Genomic DNA, 18,578 nt, shown 5'->3' with positions numbered 1-18,578 from the left:
CCTTCAGCTTGGACCGACGTCCGCAAAAAACTCGTCGGCTCCGCAGCCCAGCACAACGAAGCAGAGCCCCCATGCGGGGGCTCTGCTTCGTTTCTCGGACGCCTTGACTTTCAGTCGTTGCGTTGCCAAGCGACCTCAAGCCGCACGTCGTCCGGCATGTTCCAGCTAAGCAGCTGCCACTTTCAGCTGGGCGTCGCACCACGCCTTGTCGGCGGGGAGCGTCGTCTTGCGCGCTTCTTCGTCGGACAGGTCGGCAAGTTTGCTTTCTATGGAGGCCAGTTGCTGGCGCACCGCCTCGACGTCGATGTCGGACGACAGCAGAGCGCGATCGGCCAAAATGATGACCTTGTCGCCCGTCACCTCCACATAGCCGCCCTGCAGCGCGTAACGCTTCGTCTCGCCGTCCTCGGCACTCTTGACATGCGCCTCGCCATCGGCGAGCACGGACACGAGCGAGGCATGGCCCTTCAAGAAGCCCATTTCGCCTTCAGCGCCGGGCACGACGACGATCTCGACCTCCTCCGAGACGAGCAACGCCCGCGGCGTCACGATGTCGCACACGAACCCAGCCATGTTACGCTTCCTTCTTCATCTCTTCGTACGCAGCATACACGTCGTCGATCGAGCCTTTCATGCGGAAGCATTGCTCGGGAATATCATCGCACTTGCCGTCGAGGATGGCCGCAAAGGAGCGGATGGTGTCCTCGAGCTTCACGTACTTGCCCGGCAGGCCGGTGAACTGCTCGGCAACGTGGAAGCACTGGCCGAAGAACTGCTGCGCCTTGCGAGCGCGGTTCACCGTGAGCTTCTGCTCTTCGGAAAGCTCGTCCATGCCGAGGATGGCGATGATATCCTGGAGGTCCTTGTAGTTCTGCAGAAGCTCCTGGATGCCCGTCGCCACGCGATAGTGCTCGTCACCGACGATCTGCGGATCGAGCGCGCGGGAAGTGGACTCCAGCGGATCGACGGCCGGATAGATGCCCAGCTCGGAGATCGAACGGGACAGAACCGTCTTCGCGTCGAGGTGCGTGAACGTCGTGGCCGGCGCAGGGTCGGTCAAGTCGTCGGCGGGCACGTACACGGCCTGCACCGACGTGATTGAGCCGGTCGTGGTCGACGTGATGCGCTCCTGCAAATCACCCATCTCGGTGGCCAGCGTCGGCTGGTAGCCCACAGCGGACGGCATACGGCCGAGCAGAGCGGACACCTCGGAGCCGGCCTGCGTGAAGCGGAAGATGTTGTCCACGAACAAGAGCACGTCCTGGCCCTGGTCGCGGAAGTACTCCGCCTCGGTGAGGCCCGCCAAGCCGACGCGCAGACGCGCTCCCGGAGGCTCGTTCATCTGACCGTACACAAGGCAGGTCTTGTTGATAACGCCCGAGTCGCTCATCTCGAGGTAGAGATCGGTGCCCTCGCGGGTACGCTCGCCGACGCCCGTGAACACCGACGTGCCGCCGTGCTCCTGTGCCAGGTTGTTGATGAGCTCCTGAATGATGACGGTCTTGCCCACGCCGGCGCCGCCGAACAGGCCCGTCTTGCCGCCCTTGACGAAGGGCTCGACGAGGTCGATGGCCTTGATGCCGGTCTCGAATATCTCGGTCGTCGTTGACAGCTCGTCGTACTCCGGTGCCGGGCGGTGGATGGGCATGTACCCCTTCACCTCGGGCATCGGCTTCTCATCCACCGGTTCGCCCATCACGTTCCAGATGCGGCCCAGCGTCTCGGGGCCGACGGGCATCATAATCGGGTGGCCCGTGTCGACAACTTCGAGGCCGCGGACGAGGCCGTCCGTCGAACTCATAGCCACCGAACGGACAAGGTTGCCCGGCAGGTGCGTCTCCACCTCAAGGACGAGGTGCAACTCACCCGCCAGCGTCGTAGCATCAACCGTCAGCGCGTTGTAGATCGCTGGCAGCTGATCAGGAGCGAACTCGACGTCAACAACGGGACCGACGATGCGCACGATGCGCCCAACGCCGCCTTTGCTGGCTTCAAGCTCCTCCTTTGTAAACATGTGTTCAGCCATTTAATCCTCCAAAGCCGCAGCGCCACCGACGATTTCCGATATCTCGGTCGTGATAGCGCCCTGGCGTACACGGTTATACAATCTGGTCAGCAATTCAACCATCTCGGTCGCGTTGTCGGTCGCTGCCATCATGGCGCTTCGACGCGCGGCCTGCTCGGCGGCGGCCGAGTCGATGAGCGCATGGTATAGCATGGTGCGCACGTACGCGGGCAACAGACGATCGAGAACGGCTTCGATCCCCGGTTCGAAGATCACATCGCCTTCGAGCACCGGCTCCTCATCGGCGGGCACATCGTCGGCCGCAAGCTCGCTCTCGAGCGTTGAGGTGTCGACCGGCAGCACGGTTTCTTGGCAAAGCTCCTGCTCAACGGGGTTCTTTGCATGGTTGTACACCACGATGACCTCGTCGACATCCCCATTGACGTACCCGTCGATAGCGAACGCCGCGATGGCGGCAGCCTCATCCACCGTCGGATCGGCGGATAGGTCCGCAAACGAGAGAACCGGATCCATCTTACGGTACGTGAAGTGGCCGATAGCCTTTTTGCCGCAAGCCACCACCTGGACGTTTGCGCCTTCCGCCTGCTTGTTCCTCATGAGGCGCTTCACGTGGCGCAGTACGTTGCTGTTGAAACCGCCCGCCAGCCCACGGTCCGACGTGACGACCACCACGAGCACGTTCTTGATCTCGTCATGCTTGCGCAGCAGCGCGTTCTCGGTGCCACCCACACGCTTGGCGACGCTGGCCAGCATCTCAACCATGGAGTCGGCGTACGGCGTCGCGGCCTGCACGCGCTCATTGGCACGACGGACCTTCGCTGCCGCCACCATCTGCATGGTGCGCGTAATCTGCTTCGTCGAAGTGACGGAGTTGATGCGCCGTTCTATGTCGTGAAGGTTGGGCATAGTCTACCTGCCTTACGCCGAGGGAGCGAACTGCAGCTTGAAAGTCTCAATCGCAGCATTCAGGTCGGCTTCGATGGCATCGGTAAACTTGCGCTCCTTCTCCAACGCCTCGACGATCTCGGGCTTGGATGCATGAAGGTACACGAGCAGCTCGCCACGGAAGCGCGTGACGTCCTCCAGGGGAATGTCGTCAAGGTAGCCGTGGGCGCCCGCGTAGATGGCGATAGCCTGGTCCATGACGGGCATCGGGGCGTACCGACCCTGCTTCAGCAGCTCGGTCATATGCGCACCGCGATTGAGCTGAGCCTGCGTTGCCTTGTCCAAGTCGCTGCCGAACTGCGTGAACGCCTGCAGCTCACGGTAGGACGCCAAATCGAGGCGCAGCGTGCCGGCAACCTGCTTCATGGCCTTCACCTGCGCGGAACCGCCAACGCGCGACACCGAGATGCCGACGTTGACTGCGGGGCGCTGGCCCTGGAAGAACAGGTCGGTGGACAGGAAGATCTGACCGTCGGTGATGGAGATGACGTTCGTCGGGATGTAGGCGGACACGTCGCCGGCCTGCGTCTCGATGATCGGGAGCGCCGTCAGCGAACCCGCACCGTACTCGTCGGACATCTTGACCGCGCGCTCCAGCAGACGCGAGTGCAGGTAGAAGATATCGCCCGGATAGGCCTCGCGTCCCGGCGGGCGGCGCAGCGTCAGCGACATCTGGCGGTAGGCGACAGCCTGCTGGGTCAGGTCGTCGTAGATGCACAGCGCATGGCGGCCCGGGTTGTCGGCGGAAGCCGGCTTGCCGTCCTCGCCGTTGTACATGAAGTACTCGCCGATCGCAGCGCCCGCCATGGGGGCGATATACTGCAGAGGGGCGGAATCGGACGCGGAAGCGTTCACGATAATGGTGTAGTCCATCGCGCCGTGACGCTCAAGCGTCTCCACCACGCCGGCAACCGTGGAGGCCTTTTGGCCGATCGCGACGTAGATGCAGATCATGTTCTTGCCCTTTTGGTTGATGATCGCATCAACCGCAATGGCGGTCTTACCGGTCTGGCGGTCGCCGATGATGAGCTCGCGCTGTCCGCGACCGATGGGGATCATCGAGTCGATGGCCAGGATGCCGGTCTGCATCGGCTCCTCGACGGGTTGGCGCATAATAACGCCCGGAGCCTTGAACTCGATCGGACGCATGCCATCGGCCTTGATGGGGCCCTTGCCGTCGATGGGCATGCCGAGCGGGTTGACCACGCGCCCGAGCATTTCTTTGCCAACCGGGATGTCGACGATCTGACCGGTCGTTTTGACCTGGTCGTTCTCCTTGATTGCGGTGACGTCACCAAGCAGCACGGCGCCGACTTCGTCCTCTTCGAGGTTCTGAGCCATACCGTACACGGTCTGGCCGTCCTTGCCCACGAACTCGAGAAGCTCGCCTGCCATGGCAGCCCTCAGACCGTCGACGCGCGCGATACCGTCTCCAATCTGGATAACGGTACCAACCTCGCGCGATTCGACGCTCGTGTTGAGCGCGTCAAGCTGCTTGCGCAGTGCATCGTCAATAGACTGTGCGGTGATTTCAGTCACTAGCATTCACCTCCATCTGTTGATAGTTTGAGCACGTTGCGAGCGCTTTCCAACTGCGACAGGACACTGGCGTCGATACGCCTGCCGCCCGCACTCATCAATATGCCGCCGATCAGGGACTTGTCGATGCGCTCGCGCAGCACCACCTTCGTGCCCAGATCGGCCTCGGTTTTCTTCGTAATAACCTCTCGCAGATGATCGTCCAGTTCGACGACGGTGACGACGTCGACGACCGTGACGTTCAGCTTGCGCTCGAGCTGCTCTCCGTAGCTTTCCCATACGCGCGACAGCAACGCAAAATCCTTGCGCTCGGCCATGACGGCCAGAATGTCAACAAGGACCGGATTGGAGTCGGCGAACACGGCGCGCGCAAGACTCCCCCTCTGCTCGGGCGTATAGGAGCTGTCTTTCAACGCATTGGAGAATTCGACGCTTCGCGTGCGAACGATGCGTATTATGAGCTCAAGCTGGTCGCGAACCTCGAGCGCAGCAGCCTGGCCGCCTTGTTCGTAGGCTCCGTCGAGCAGCGCGGCGGCATACGTCGCCACCTTCTCCTTGCGAATCTGACGATTAGTTGGCATTGAAACTACCCGCCTCGTTCACGTAGCGCTCAATGATCTTGCGATGCTCCTCGTCGCTCAAGTCGTCCCCGATGAGACGGGAGGCGACGGCGATCGAAGTGTCGGCTACCGAGCCCTGCAGCTCGGCGATGGCCGCCTTCTTTTCCGTCTCGATGGCGGCGCGCGCCTTCTCGATCATGGCAGCGGCTTCGATCTGGGCCTTCTCGGTGATGTCGGCCTTCGCCGCATCGCCGGTGCGCTTCGCCTCGGCAACGATCTGAGAAGCCTGGCTTTTCGCTTCCTCGAGCTGCCGCTTGTACTCCTCGAGCGTCCGCTCGCTTTCGATACGCGCCTGCTCGGACTTCTCGAGGGAATCCTTGATGGTCTGCTCGCGCTTCTCCAGCATGCCGTTGAATAGCGGCCAGCCGAACTTCGCGAGGATGAACCAAAGGATCAGGAAGGCGATGAGCATGGGGATGAATTCATCCATCTGCGGCAAGATGGCGTTGATGCCGCCGCTGGATTCCTCGCTGGCGAACGCCAGCGTGGGGCACAGGGCGGTGACGGCGGCAGCGGCGCACGTAAAGCTGCCGAAGCCGCGAGCCATTCTACTTGCTTTTCTGTTCAACTCGCTTCCCTCCTTTTCTTCGTACTGATGGAATACCTGTTGGTTTGTACCAGGAATCGTGCTAGCCGATGAAGAAGAGGACCAAGCCGAGCAGTGCCAGCGCCTCGGACATGGCAGCGCCGATGAAGAAGTAGCCCATGAGGGTGCCCTTCATCTCGGGCTGGCGCGCAGCGGAAACGCACAGGCCGTACGTTGCAACACCGATGCCGATGCCGGGGCCGATGGCGGCCAGGCCGTAGCCGACGACCTTCAGTGCAGCAAGCGCAATAGTAACGTCCACAATTACCTCCTTTGTCGAACCCGGAGCCTTCCTCCGGACCCTTGCTTATACCTATCAGCTGAGATTACGTACCAGCTGCAGTACCGAAATGAACGGCGGCCTTGCGACCGCCGCGCCTCATCAGTGGGGATGGGTCGCCATGCCGATGTACGAGGCGGACAGGATGGTGAACACGTAGGCTTGCAGGAACGCCACCAGGCATTCGAGGGCATACATGAGGATGAGCAGGATGAACCAGGCGACGGCGGGCAGCGCGGTGACGAAGTCCATCTGGAAGATGGCGAACTGCAGGAACACCGTCGTGGCGAGCGAGAACACGGCGAGCACCATGTGGCCGGCCAACATGTTGCCGTACAGTCGAACAGCCAGCGTGAGCACGCGAATGACCATCGAGAAGAACTCGAGGAACCAGATGACGGGAACCATGCCCAGCGGCACGCCCGACGGCACGAGGCTCTTGATGTAGCCAAACACCCCGAGCTGCTTGAGTCCGTAGAAGTTGAAGTATACGAACGAAATGGCCGCAAGCGCCCACGTGATGCTGATGGTGCCGGTGGCCGCCTTGGCGCCGGGAATGAGGCCGACCACGTTGGCCAGCAGGATGAAGAAGAACAGCGTGCACAAAAACGGCACGTGCTTCTTGAATCCGTGGCCGATGACGTCCGCGCCAATGCCGTTGCGCACGAACTCGTAGCCGTACTCAACGGTGTTCAAGAACTTGTTGGTGGGAATGAGCTGAAGCTTCTTTCCGCTGATCAGGACGATCAGGAGGACGAGGGCCAGGATGAAGAACATGTACAGCGTGTACTGGCTTATGTCCCATCCGGCGATCGAGAACACGGTTGCCGATTCGAATGTGCTCGACAGATGCTGAGCTTCCTCGACGAAAGTGTTAAGCGCGTCACCCATACTGGATTTCCAACCTTTCCGTTACTGTTTCTTGCGCGGGCCGAGACCGTTCTTGTACACCACGTACGCAGCCGTAGACACGATGAGGGCAAGCATTTCGGCTATCCCGAACGGAAGAACGAGCGGGCGTGCCACAATCGCGCACACGATTAGCTCCACAATCAGAACGACCAGGGACACAGATACGCCCGCCAAACCATAGAGCGCGGCATTGAGCGCCGTCGCTGACGCGGATCGGCGCGATAATCGCAAGGCGATGAACAGCGGAATGAAACCGAGAAGGCCCGCACCAGCCCCTATTAGAATAGCCAGAGCCATATCTCGCTTTCTTCATCCTCTGCCTGCATGTCGTCTCCGGCCGACCTCGACCGGAACACATACTAACAGAATATGCAAATTCGTCTACGAAAAGGAAACGAAATGCCTAAAAATCCGGGTAAACGACCATGAACGATCAACAAGCGCCGCGAACGGTCGCTCAGCGAGGCTTCCGCCCTGCCGCTGATGCGAGCACATGCGCATGGAACGGATTCGATAGATTAATCGTCTCACCAGATCATGAATCGAAAATGCGCATCTTCATACCCGCTTCCCGCAACATGGACATGGCCAGTTCGTCAGGATACGGATTCTGGTAGACAATCTCGTCTATGCCGGCGTTGATGAGCATTTTGGCGCACACCACGCATGGCTGCGTGGTAATGTAGATGGAGGCGCCCGTGATGTTGATGCCGTAGCGCGCAGCCTGGATGATGGCATTCTGCTCGGCGTGCAGTCCGCGGCAGATCTCGTGGCGCTGCCCGCTCGGAACGCCCAGCTGCTGACGCAGGCACCCTGTCTCGGCGCAGTGGGCGAGCCCCGTCGGAACACCGTTGTAGCCGGTAGCTAGGATACGCCGGTCCTTGACGATGACGGCACCCACCGCCCGACGCAGGCAGGTCGTACGGCTGGCGACTTCGGTTGCCAGCTTCATGAAGTATTCGTCCCAGCTGGGTCGCTCAATGGACGATTCCATAGCAGCCCTCTCTACTCGGTACCGAAGATGCGATCGCCGGCGTCGCCCAAGCCGGGAAGTATGTAGGCGTTCTCATCGAGCCGCTCGTCGATGGCGCAGGCGTAGATCTCCACATCGGGATCGGAGGCAAGCACGGCCTCGACGCCCTGCGGAGCCGCGACGATCACCATCAGTCTCACGACACCCGCCACGCCCTGCTCTCGCAGGTAGGCGATAGCAGCCGCCGCCGAACCACCCGTTGCGAGCATAGGATCGACCACGATGACGACTCGCTCGGCAATATCATCGGGCAGTTTGGCATAGTACGCGACGGGGCGGTGCGTCGTTTCGTCTCGGTACATGCCAAGATGCCCCACGCGCGCAGCGGGAACGAGGTCAAGCACGCCGTCCACCATGCCAAGGCCCGCGCGCAGGATAGGCACGACGGCGACCTGTTTGGCAACGCGACGGCACGTCGCAGGCGCGAGCGGCGTCTCGACATCCACCTCAGAAAGAGGCAGATCGCGCATGGCCTCGTAGCCCTCGAACAGCGCGAGCTCGCGAACGAGTTCGCGGAACTGTTTGGAGGGTGTGGCCTTGTCGCGCAAGATGGACAGCTTGTGCTGCACCATCGGATGGTCGATCAACCGGACGCGATCGCCCCACATACTAGTAGGCCAGTTCGGGATAGAGCGGATGAGCGGCCAAGAGGGCATCTACCTTGGCGCGGATGTCGGCGAGCCTCGACTCGCTCTCGGCGTTGAACACCGTAGCGGCGATGAGCTGGCCCACCTCGTAGAAGTCCTCGGCGGTGAAACCGCGTGTCGTGGCCGCAGCGCTGCCCACGCGGATGCCGCTTGTGACGAAGGGCGAGCGGGTCTCGTTGGGGATGGAGTTCTTGTTCGCCGTCAGGCCCACGCTCTCCAAAAGCTTCTCGGCGTCCTTGCCGGTGACGTCGGCGGGCGTGAGGTCCACGAGGCACAGGTGGTTGTCGGTGCCGCCGGAGACGAGGCGCAGGCCGCCGTCCATCATGCCCTGTCCCAGACGTGCGGCGTTCTCCACCACATGGCCGATGTACTCCTTATAAGAGGGCTGCGCGGCCTCGCCGAACGCGACGGCCTTACCGGCGATGACGTGCATGAGCGGGCCGCCCTGCGCGCCGGGGAACACGGCCTTGTCCACGCGCTTGGCTATGTCCTCGTCGTTCGAGAGGATGAAGCCGCCGCGCGGTCCGCGCAGGGTCTTGTGGCTGGTGGACGTGACCACGTCGGCGTGCGGCACGGGACTCGGGTGCGCGCCGGCGGCCACGAGGCCGGCAATGTGGGCCATGTCCACCATAAAGTACGCGCCCACCTCGCGCGCGATGGCGCCCATGCGCTCGAAGTCGATGATGCGGGGGTAGGCCGACGCGCCGCCCACGATGAGCTTCGGCTGCACCTCTTTGGCGATGCGCTCGACTTCGTCGTAGTCGATGGTCTCGGTCTTGGGATCCACGCCGTAGCTGGCGAAGCGGTAGTAGCGCCCCGAGAAGTTCACAGGCGAGCCGTGCGTGAGGTGTCCGCCCTGGTCCAAGCTCATGCCCAACACCGTGTCGCCCAGCTCGAGGAGCGCTGCGTAGGCGCCGAAGTTCGCATTCGCGCCGCAGTGGGGCTGTACGTTCGCATAACCTGCTCCGAACAGCGCGCATGCGCGATCACGCGCCAGATCCTCGACAATGTCCACCTTTTCGCAGCCGCCATAATAGCGTTTGCGCGGATAGCCCTCGGCGTACTTATTGGTGAGCACGCTGCCCACGGCCTCCATGACAGCGGGCGACGTGAAGTTTTCCGAAGCGATGAGCTCAATGGAGTCGCGCTCGCGAGTAAGCTCTTGGCGCAGGGCGTCGGCGACGGCAGGGTCGGAATCGGGCAGATAGGTCAAAGCCATGACGGGCATCCTTTCGAAGGCGGAGCAAGCTGTTTTGCGTCGGTCGATATGCTAGCACATCCGCAACCGCGCTGGTCTGCAGGCGGCGCAGGAGGCCAGAAAGCGCCACTCACCCCTCTTCGAGCGCCTTGATCTTCTCGACACGACCCGCGTGGCGGCCCTCGCCGAAGGGGGTGGCGAGAAACGCATCGAGAATGGCCCGGTTCACATCCACGTCGACGAAGCGACCGGAAAGCGCGACGATGTTCGCATCGTTGTGCTCGCGCGAAAGTTCGGCGAAGCGAGGGGTGACCACGTTCACGGCGCGGATGCCGCGAACCTTGTTCGCAGCCACGGCCATGCCGATGCCTGTACCGCACACGAGCACACCGCGCTCGGCCGCGCCGCCCGCCACGTCGCGCGCAACGAGCGCAGCGTAGTCGGGATAGTCGACACGCTCATCGGAGTCCGGTCCGCGATCGATCACGTCGTGGCCTTGCGCGACCAGATAGTCAACGAGCCCCTGCTTCTGCTCGAAGCCTGCATGGTCGCTTGCGATGCTGATCTTCATATCCTGTATCCTTCCTCAGACTCCCGATCCTTCTGATACGCGCAGCAGCTCGCGTTCAGGAGCACGGCCTGGACATCGTCCGGGCGACAGCGCAGGCCCAGCTTTCGAGCAGCCGTGCATGGCGCGCATCTTCCATGCACGGTTCGAACACCGCGTCCGAAGCGCGAAGCGCGCGCAGAGCGTCCGCATCCTTCCAAAAGCCCGTGAAAAGCCCCGCGAGGAACGCGGCGCCGAGCGCGGTGGTTTCCGTATTCTGCGGACGGCGCAGAGGCGTGCGCAAGATATCGCTTTGGAATTGCATGAGAAAATCGTTCGCGGACGCGCCTCCGTCCACGTTGAGCGAGCTCAAGGCCACCTGCGCATCCGCCTCCATGGCCACGCAGAGATCGTGCACCTGATAGGCCAGGGACTCGAGTGCCGCTCGCACGAGGTGGGCCCGCGTCGTGCCGCGCGTCAAGCCGTAGATGGCTCCGCGCGCCTCGGAATCCCAATGCGGGGCGCCGAGACCCGTGAACGCAGGCACGATGCATACGCCTCCGGTATCGGGGACGCTTCGGGCGATGGCCGAGGTATCGGCCACATCGTCGACGAGTCCCAGCTCGTCGCGCAGCCACTGCAAGAGCGCGCCCGCCACGAACACGCTGCCCTCGAGGGCGTATTCGGGGCAGGGCGTATCGGGCGCCGAAGCGGCGACGGTGGCGATCAGCCCGTGCTCCGAGCGGCAAGCATCGAAGCCGGTGTGCATGAGCAGGAAGCAGCCGGTGCCGTAGGTGTTCTTCGCTTGGCCCGGCTCGAAGCAGCATTGGCCGAACAGGGCGGCCTGCTGATCGCCTGCGACGCCGCAGATGGGAACGCCCGGCACAATGCCGGGGTTCGCCGTGCGGCCGAACTCGCTTGATGAAGGCCGCACCTCGGGCAGCATGGATGCGGGCACATCGAACAACTCAAGTAGCCAGGGATCCCAGCGCATGTCGTGAATGTTGAACAGCATGGTGCGACTGGCATTTGTCACGTCGGTCGCATGCACCTGGCCCTGCGTGAGCGACCAGATGAGCCAGCTGTCCACGGTTCCGAACGCCAATCTGCCGGCTTGCGCCGCCTCGCGCGCGCCCTCGACGTTGTCGAGGATCCACTTCACCTTGCTCGCGGAGAAGTACGCATCGGGCACGAGCCCGGTCCGGGCCTGGATTTCGCGAGCGACGCCCGTGCGCATCGCGAGTTCCTCGATGATGGGAGCCGTGCGACGGCACTGCCACACGATGGCGTTCGACACCGGCTCGCCCGTCTCGCGATCCCAGACGATCGTGGTCTCGCGCTGGTTCGTGATGCCGATGCTGTCGATGTCGTCCGGCCCGAGGTTACGAGCTACCAGCAGCTCGGTGAGAGCGCCAAGCTGCGACGTCAGGATGTCGCGCGGGTCGTGCTCCACCCAGCCAGGCCGCGGGTATATCTGAGGGAACGGGTTCTGCACCGCATCGACGACGCGACCCTGCGCGTCGACGAGCATCGCGCGCGACGAGGTGGTTCCCTGGTCGAGCGCTACGACGTAGCGTTTCGGCATGCATGCTCCTCAATCCAATCGATCACCTCAGTATAAACCCGGGTGCGGCCCGGTTCGTTGAGGATTTCGTGGCGCATGCCATCGTACAGATGCAGCTCGACATCGCGCACGCCCGCGCGCCGCATGAGCTCGGCAGCGGCTTCGACGCCCTTGCCGCACGCCCCGACAGGATCCTCGGCCCCGGCGATGAACAGCACCGGCAGATCCTTCGGCGCCCGCGACGCGCACCGCGCCGTGGCGACCTCGGCCGTGAGGTCGGTAAGCGAGGCGTAGCCGCCGACGGAGAACATCGCGCCGCACAGTTCGTCGGCACGATAGGCATCCACGACGGCGGGATCCGTGCATATCCAATCATGCGGCGTGCGTGCGTTATCGATCTGGCGCGCATACGCTCCCACGCCCATGCGATCGAGCAGCGGGCTTCGGTAAGAGCACCCCTTGCGCTTTGCCAAGAAGCGGGCGAGCGCGTTACCCACCTTCGACAACGCGAGCGGCTGCTGGCCCGTCCCGCAGAGCACCGCGCCGGAAAGCCCCTCGCCATGACGAGCCAGGTAGGCGCGCACAATGAAGCTACCCATCGAATGGCCGAACAGGATGCAGGGCGTCTGGCGCGAATAGCGCGCCGTCACCGTCTTGCGCAGTTCATGCACATCCTCGATGAGTATCTCCTTGCCTTCGACGGGCAGGCAGCCCAGATCGTCGAGCGACGAGACGCTTTTTCCATGACCGATATGGTCGGCGGCGCACACCACGAATCCGCGCTGCGCCAAGAAGCGGGCGAATTCGTCATAGCGCCCCACATGCTCGACCATGCCGTGAACGATCAGCACGACACCGCGCGGCGCGGCGCGCTTTCTTCCCCTGACCTCGGCTGGCTTCCACTCGATGCCCTTGATCATAGATACGCCGTCATGGGACAAGAACCCCACCGGCGCGGTTGTAACCGTGCTTTCCGCCATACTTCCCCCTCCCCAGGAGTTTGTCCCAGTATACCCGCAGCGGACACGGCAGGTGCTGGAAGATCGGGCAAGGGTCCCCCGCATGGCGGGAGCAGCGTTACAGCAGCGGCCGAATATCTTCGAGGGCGATGGCGCCTTGGCGCACGACAAGAGGAGCGTCGCCGGTGCAATCGAGCACGGTGGACGCGAGTCCGCTCGTCTTGGAATCGCCGAGATCCGCCACGACGAACACGCGTTCGACAAGCGCGGGATCGAGCTCGTCGAACGAACGCGGCGCCCGGTTCCCCGAGCGATTCGCCGACGTCGTCGCAAGCGGACACCCGACCGCCTCGATGAGCGCGAGCGCCGTTGCATCGTCCGGCATTCGAAGGCCGATGGTGCCCGCCGCGGACCGGAACGAGTCGGGAACGCGCTCAGCGGCTTTCACGACGAGCGTGAGCGGACCCGGCCAGAACCTTCGTGCAAGCGCGCGAACCGAAGCGGACACATCCTCGCCGTAGCGGTCGAGATCGTCCGGGTCGCCCACGAGCCAGGCGATGGGCTTGCCGCGGTCACGCTCCTTGAGATCGTAGAGCATGCCGGGGCCCTCCGCGAAATCAACGGCCGCCCCCAACCCGTACACGGTGTCCGTCGGAAACATGACCGCCTCGCCGCGTCTGAGCGAGGCGACCGCCTTGTGCAGCGCGTTCTCGTGCGCCTCCATGGACGCTCCCCCTTCCAATCGGTCGGGCAGCATTGTAGCACGCGTCCGCTTGCAGGCCGCCTGCCCGCTCTCCGCCAAGGCGTGCTTGCGCTTGATGCGCTCGAGCTTCCTGCGCCAAGGCGCGTAGAGCGCAAGCAGGAACGCGACCGTGGCTGCCCCGTGCAGAGCATCGAGGGGCAGCGCCGCGCCGAACGCGAAGAGCGCCGCAGGCCATGTGAGCGGATGGACGAATCCGACGATGTACCAGCCGTTGAGCAGCAGACCGTACAGCAGCCCCGATAGAAATCCATAAACGCACACCGCCGGCATACGGTCGAGCCATCCGCGGTCGGCCAACATGCCGGCGAGGTAACCGACGAGCCCCCAGGCGTACATCTGCCAGGGCGTCCACGGACCCTGGCCGAAGAAAAAATTCGACACGAGTGCTGCGAGCGCACCGACCAGGAAGCCGCTGCGGCGTCCGAACACCGCGCCGGCTAGAATGCAGACGGCCGACACCGGTTTGAAGTCGGGAACAGGCGCGAACAGGACGCGTCCGGCGGCGGCAATCGCTCCGAGCACGACTGCGGGCATGATCTGACGCAGCGCGGGACGCGACGTCTCGAAGCCCGCTAAGAACACGCCGACAGCGGCGATAGCCACAACCATGGTGAAGAGCGCAGCCTGCTCCATCTGCACGTAGGCGCAGAGTCCCAGCGCTGCGGGCACCGCGATGAGCGCCGGTATCTCAAGCGCCGCGAGAACGCGGGACACGAGGGCACGAGAACGGGAGGGGCTATCGATGCCCAGCGGTTGCCCGCTCATCCGCATTGCTCGTTCCATAGGAGCGCGAAAGCGTCCTGCGCAGGGCGGTAGAACAGGTTGTTCGCAAAGAAGTCGGCAGCGGGCTCGGTGCAGGCGGCCTCGCCGTCGAATACCATGGTAACCGTATCCGAGACGAGCGCGGCAAAGGAAAGGTCATGGGTGGCCATGACGATCGTCGTCCCGGCGCGGGCACGTTCACGCAGCATACGCCCGACGGTCAGCTTCGATGGCGCGTCGAGCCCCTTCGTGGGCTCGTCGAGCAGCAGCAGCTCCGGTTCGGCCAGCAGCAGCTTCGCGAACGCGAGCTTCTGCTGCTCGCCGCCCGATACGTCGTAGGGATGGCTGGTTGCGCGTCCGGCGAGACCGAAACGCAGAAGCGCATCGTCGACGGCGGAGTCGTCATATCCGCAAGCTTTCTGCCATTCATGCAGTTCGTCGGCCACCGAATCGCATACGAACAGCGTCTTCGGATCCTGCGGCAGCAATGCCTGGCAGGCGGCCAAGCGGTTATCCACCCGCCCGCGTTCGGGTTTCAGCACGCCGGCAATCACCCGCAAAAGCGTGGACTTGCCGCAGCCGTTGCCGCCCACGATAGCATGGATGCAACCTGCCGTCGCCTCCAGATCGAAGCCCCGCAGCACCCAATCGTCCTGACGATCGTATCGCATATGGACGTCGCGCACGCACACGGCGGGTCGGGCGGCGTTTTGGGTTGGGAACGTCGCTTGAACGCCGCGCCGCGCATAAAGCTGCGGTGTCTTCGCCTTACCGCACCCAGCTACCGAGCGCAGGCGCCCATCCGCCAGCTCCACCGCATCGGTGGCGTAGTCGAGCATCGCCTCGGGCTCGTGAACGGCCACTACGACGGTAATACCCAGCTCACGGTTCACACGGAACAGCGCATGCAGGAAGTTTTTCTCGGCCACGGGATCCAGGAGCGCGGTGGGTTCGTCAAGCACGAGCAGGCGCGGCTGCATGGCCAGGGTGCCGGCGAGCGTCGTCATCTGCTTTTGACCGCCTGACAGCTCGTCGACGGATCGGCGAAACCACGGCTCGATGCCGAAGAAATGCCCCGTCTCGGCAACGCGGCGGCGCATCGTATCCTGGGCGATGCCGAGATTCTCCAACCCGAAGGCCAGCTCGTGCCACACGCTGTCGCACACGATCTGGTTCTCGGGGCTTTGGGAGACATAGCCCACGGTCGCAGCCGCTTCGCGCGCGTCGAGCCCGTCGACGGCGCGTCCGAATACCTCGAGCGACCCATACCGCCTCCCCGCCGGAACGAGCGCTGGCTTCAAGCAGCGCAGAAGCGTCGTCTTTCCGCTGCCGGTAGCGCCCACGATCAGATGGAATGCCCCTTCCTCCACCTGCCAGTCAAGCGGCCCGACAACGAGTTCCGCGTCCGGATACGAAAACGCGAGCCCGCGTGCCTCGATCGCCTTTACGGCCGCCATCGTGCACGCTCCTTCGCGCTCATCGCTAGCGGCAGGGCGACGAACGCGGCGTAGGGCAGATAGCTCCACCAAGGAGCGACTCCCTCGATGATCGGGTAGAATCGGAATTGCCCGCACGCCGCCACGGCCGCTGCCACGGACACCAGCGCGAGCACGCCACCCCATGCAAGCGCGAGTGCATCGAGACGCCGAAACCGAAAGCGCCTGTACGTCGTACGTCGCGAACCGGCGCCCCATCCCTTGGCCTTCATGGCGGCCGCCGTCTCGAGCGAATCTTCCATACTCCACCCCATCAGCACTGAAGCCGATCGCAGGTAGCCGAGCCGCGTGCCGCCCTTCTCCGCACAAGCAGGGCGGGCAGCCGTGCAGGCGCGCTGCACCGCATCGATATCGCTGCCGCGCCGCACGAACTGCGGCACAAGGCGTATTGTCATGGACAGCATCAGGCCGATCGTTGGCGCAAAACCGCCGAACAGCGCCATGATCTTGTCGGAAGACAGAACGCGCGACGCATTCGAGAACAGCGTGAACACGGTTGCCAGCATAAGGCCCATGCAGGAGCCGAACGCGAAGCTTTCGAGATAGAACGCACGAGAGCCGATGCGAAACAGCTCCGTGGAGCCAGACGCGGAAAACAGCGGGTTCGCCAACGCGACGACCGCGACGAGGGGCAGCTGCCACGCGAGCGAGCGGACAGCGATCCGCGGCCCCCTCAACACGATGCCGTAGGCGAACGCACCTGCAAACGAGATGAGCAGATACACGGGCTGCATCGCCGCCATGCAGAAGACGAGGGCAGCCGTAACATAGCAGAGCGACACCATGGGATGGAAGGCATCGAACGCTGTAGGACCCGCATCGACACGCCTTTGACGCATGCCGCCCGTTTGATCCGTCTCATCCGACCGCACCTTCGAAGCCGCAGTCCGCATGATAGGCTACGATACCGTATAGTACCAGCGCACCGAATCCCCTTTGCTGAGGACGTACGCGCTGGCAGCAACCTGGGCTTCAGCGCCGTTGACCTCGTACATCCAGCCGCTCATATCGCCATGATCGCCCGCCGCCAAGCCCTCGACGGCGCTCACATACGAGCCATAGGACGATTCCGTCACGTTCACGGAAAGGCCGGTCGCCTGAAGCGCGTCAAAAGCCGAAGCGCCCTCATCGAGCGTGACCGGCGCATCGTAGGACACGGGCGCCCCTTCGACAGCCGACGTATCGACGACAACGTTCACCGACATCGAAGCTTGCTGCGAAGCGGCGTCGGCACCCGTTTGGTTCGAAGAATCCGAAGCGGGAGCGGCGCATCCGGTTGCGCCCGCCAGCGCAAGCGCAACGAGCGCCGCCGCCATGGCCGCGCACGCCCTGCGGGCGCCGACACGCGAGCGAGCTGCAAGCGAACCCGCCGCTTCGGGCAAGTCGATCGAGGAGAACAGGGAATGGAACATCATCAGAACCTCTCTTTCCAGGGCTTCCAGGTGTGGTGGAGAGGTATTCCGACTTTGCCTCGTCTGAGACGGGACGGCGCTGCCACGCGCCATCGTAGTCCGCTCATCGGCGTTTACGGTTACTGGCATAGCGCGGGATTCGCACCCGCATTCCCCTCAGACCGCCTTGTCGGCGGTCCGGCGCCGCGCCCGACGCGCTCCACCAAGCCAATCAACGAGAGGCATTCTACCATTGTTTCGATCAGGAAGAGGCGACAGAGGCGCCGACGGTCGGCGGCTTCAACGGGGAGCGCTATACTGGTGTCGATAGACGAGGCGGCGAAGGAGGGAGCGCATGGGAGATTTTTCTCAGCGGGTATTCGAAGTGGTGCGTCAGGTTCCGCACGGCAAAGTTGCAACGTATGGCCAAGTGGGAAGACTTATCGGTGCACCAAGATCAGCCCGCTACGTGGGGTTCGCGCTACGGGCGAACCCCGAGCCCGGTGCCGATCACGACCGCATTCCCTGCCACCGCGTCGTGTTCAAGGATGGAAGCTTGTGCACGTCTTTCGCATTCGGCGGTCCCGACGAACAGCGTCGGATGCTGGAGGCCGAAGGCGTCTCGTTCGTCGACGAAGGCCGCGTCAACATGGAGGCGTGCCAATGGGACGGCCGGCTGGCCGGCGACGCGGACGGCGCCGGCAAACCCACCGCTCCCCCACCCAATTTCGACTGGGATGCCGAGCTGGGAGCATGATCATGGATCACGGATACGTCCACGTCTACACGGGCGACGGCAAGGGCAAGACCACAGCAGCCGTCGGCCTGTCCGTGCGCGCGGCGGGCGCGGGCCTGCGCGTATTTTTCGGCCAGTTCATGAAGAACGGGGATACCGGAGAACTCGAAGCGCTGCATCTGCTGGGCGATCGCATAACGGACGAGCAGTTCGGCACGGGAAGCGAGCTGTCCGCCATCGATCCCGCCGCCGATGCCCGGGCGGCTCGGGCAGGCCTCGACCGAGCCCGCGCCGTGCTCTTCGACGGAAGATGCGACGTGATGGTGCTCGACGAGGCGAACGTTGCCGACTCGCTCGATTACTTCGAGCCGGACGCGCTCCTCGAGCTCGTGCGCGAGCGGCCCGAAAACGTTGAGCTCGTGCTCACCGGGCGCGGAGCCGGCGAAGAAGTACTGGCTGCGGCCGACCTCGTCACCGAGATGCGCGCGGTGAAGCACTACTTCAACGACGGCGTCGTCGCCCGACGAGGGATCGAGTTCTGAGCATCTTCCGTCGTTGTCGGCGCGAAAGCGAC

Annotated in this window: 21 protein-coding genes; 2 read left to right on the top strand and 19 right to left on the bottom strand. The window is 63.5% G+C overall.

What is annotated here, in order from left to right:
- Positions 1-165 precede the first annotated feature (165 nt).
- The 19 genes from atpC to ABGT83_RS00955 form a co-directional block, all read right to left on the bottom strand.
- Entirely contained in the window at positions 166-573 is a 408-nt protein-coding gene (atpC, locus tag ABGT83_RS01045; RefSeq protein ID WP_103264197.1) for an ATP synthase F1 subunit epsilon, read from the bottom strand.
- A 1-nt stretch (position 574) separates the two neighbouring features.
- A complete protein-coding gene (gene atpD / locus ABGT83_RS01040) occupies positions 575-2,026 on the bottom strand; it encodes a F0F1 ATP synthase subunit beta (RefSeq protein WP_103264196.1) in 1,452 nt (483 codons plus the stop codon).
- A complete protein-coding gene (gene atpG, locus ABGT83_RS01035; protein WP_346685582.1) occupies positions 2,027-2,932 on the bottom strand; it encodes an ATP synthase F1 subunit gamma in 906 nt (301 codons plus the stop codon).
- A 12-nt stretch (positions 2,933-2,944) separates the two neighbouring features.
- Positions 2,945-4,516, bottom strand: coding sequence for a F0F1 ATP synthase subunit alpha (gene atpA, locus ABGT83_RS01030; protein ID WP_346685581.1), 1,572 nt, complete (start codon positions 4,514-4,516; stop codon positions 2,945-2,947).
- Complete coding sequence (atpH, locus tag ABGT83_RS01025) at positions 4,510-5,091, bottom strand: ATP synthase F1 subunit delta (protein ID WP_103264193.1); 582 nt, start codon at positions 5,089-5,091, stop codon at positions 4,510-4,512. The genes atpA and atpH overlap by 7 nt, the downstream gene beginning before the upstream one ends.
- A complete protein-coding gene (gene atpF, locus ABGT83_RS01020) occupies positions 5,081-5,677 on the bottom strand; it encodes a F0F1 ATP synthase subunit B (RefSeq protein ID WP_346685580.1) in 597 nt (198 codons plus the stop codon). The genes atpH and atpF overlap by 11 nt, the downstream gene beginning before the upstream one ends.
- Positions 5,678-5,759: 82 nt before the next feature.
- Positions 5,760-5,978, bottom strand: coding sequence for an ATP synthase F0 subunit C (gene atpE / locus ABGT83_RS01015; protein ID WP_013980437.1), 219 nt, complete (start codon positions 5,976-5,978; stop codon positions 5,760-5,762).
- A 120-nt stretch (positions 5,979-6,098) separates the two neighbouring features.
- On the bottom strand, positions 6,099-6,887 hold the full coding sequence (atpB, locus tag ABGT83_RS01010; RefSeq protein ID WP_103264191.1) for a F0F1 ATP synthase subunit A: 789 nt from the start codon (positions 6,885-6,887) through the stop codon (positions 6,099-6,101).
- 21 nt (positions 6,888-6,908) lie between these two features.
- Positions 6,909-7,205, bottom strand: a complete 297-nt coding sequence (locus tag ABGT83_RS01005) for a hypothetical protein (RefSeq protein ID WP_187143229.1) — start codon at positions 7,203-7,205, stop codon at positions 6,909-6,911.
- Between the two features lie 238 nt (positions 7,206-7,443).
- Positions 7,444-7,902 (bottom strand): deoxycytidylate deaminase, encoded by a 459-nt coding sequence (locus ABGT83_RS01000; RefSeq protein WP_103264190.1) that lies wholly within the window; start codon positions 7,900-7,902, stop codon positions 7,444-7,446.
- Positions 7,903-7,913: 11 nt separating this feature from the next.
- The gene (gene upp, locus ABGT83_RS00995) at positions 7,914-8,549 is read right to left on the bottom strand and encodes a uracil phosphoribosyltransferase (protein ID WP_103264189.1); all 636 of its coding nucleotides are present in this window, start codon (positions 8,547-8,549) and stop codon (positions 7,914-7,916) included.
- A gap of 1 nt (position 8,550) precedes the next feature.
- Entirely contained in the window at positions 8,551-9,807 is a 1,257-nt protein-coding gene (gene glyA, locus ABGT83_RS00990; protein WP_103264188.1) for a serine hydroxymethyltransferase, read from the bottom strand.
- Between the two features lie 109 nt (positions 9,808-9,916).
- On the bottom strand, positions 9,917-10,357 hold the full coding sequence (gene rpiB, locus ABGT83_RS00985) for a ribose 5-phosphate isomerase B (RefSeq protein WP_103264187.1): 441 nt from the start codon (positions 10,355-10,357) through the stop codon (positions 9,917-9,919).
- A 55-nt stretch (positions 10,358-10,412) separates the two neighbouring features.
- A complete protein-coding gene (glpK, locus tag ABGT83_RS00980) occupies positions 10,413-11,918 on the bottom strand; it encodes a glycerol kinase GlpK (protein WP_103264186.1) in 1,506 nt (501 codons plus the stop codon).
- Complete coding sequence (locus ABGT83_RS00975) at positions 11,897-12,877, bottom strand: alpha/beta hydrolase (protein WP_346685579.1); 981 nt, start codon at positions 12,875-12,877, stop codon at positions 11,897-11,899. The genes glpK and ABGT83_RS00975 overlap by 22 nt, the downstream gene beginning before the upstream one ends.
- A 97-nt stretch (positions 12,878-12,974) precedes the next feature.
- The gene (locus ABGT83_RS00970; RefSeq protein ID WP_346685578.1) at positions 12,975-14,384 is read right to left on the bottom strand and encodes an L-threonylcarbamoyladenylate synthase; all 1,410 of its coding nucleotides are present in this window, start codon (positions 14,382-14,384) and stop codon (positions 12,975-12,977) included.
- Positions 14,381-15,838, bottom strand: coding sequence for an ABC transporter ATP-binding protein (locus ABGT83_RS00965; RefSeq protein WP_346685577.1), 1,458 nt, complete (start codon positions 15,836-15,838; stop codon positions 14,381-14,383). Before ABGT83_RS00965 ends, ABGT83_RS00970 begins: the two co-directional genes overlap by 4 nt.
- Positions 15,826-16,716 (bottom strand): energy-coupling factor transporter transmembrane component T, encoded by an 891-nt coding sequence (locus ABGT83_RS00960; protein ID WP_346685576.1) that lies wholly within the window; start codon positions 16,714-16,716, stop codon positions 15,826-15,828. Before ABGT83_RS00960 ends, ABGT83_RS00965 begins: the two co-directional genes overlap by 13 nt.
- Positions 16,717-16,776: 60 nt before the next feature.
- A complete protein-coding gene (locus tag ABGT83_RS00955; RefSeq protein WP_346685575.1) occupies positions 16,777-17,292 on the bottom strand; it encodes a DUF4430 domain-containing protein in 516 nt (171 codons plus the stop codon).
- Positions 17,293-17,623: 331 nt separating this feature from the next.
- Between ABGT83_RS00955 and ABGT83_RS00950 the strand changes: the two genes are divergently transcribed.
- Together ABGT83_RS00950 and ABGT83_RS00945 are read left to right on the top strand one after the other, a co-directional pair.
- Positions 17,624-18,025 carry an MGMT family protein gene (locus ABGT83_RS00950; protein WP_346685574.1) on the top strand — a complete coding sequence of 134 codons (402 nt, stop codon included), beginning with the start codon at positions 17,624-17,626 and terminating at the stop codon, positions 18,023-18,025.
- On the top strand, positions 18,022-18,546 hold the full coding sequence (locus ABGT83_RS00945) for a cob(I)yrinic acid a,c-diamide adenosyltransferase (RefSeq protein WP_346685573.1): 525 nt from the start codon (positions 18,022-18,024) through the stop codon (positions 18,544-18,546). The genes ABGT83_RS00950 and ABGT83_RS00945 overlap by 4 nt, the downstream gene beginning before the upstream one ends.
- The last annotated feature ends 32 nt before the right edge of the window (positions 18,547-18,578 follow it).

Origin of the sequence: Enteroscipio rubneri (assembly GCF_963929405.1) — a bacterium.
Taxonomy (GTDB): domain Bacteria; phylum Actinomycetota; class Coriobacteriia; order Coriobacteriales; family Eggerthellaceae; genus Enteroscipio; species Enteroscipio rubneri.
Note: the sequence above shows the minus strand (reverse complement) of the source record. Positions and strands in the feature narration are given on the sequence as shown.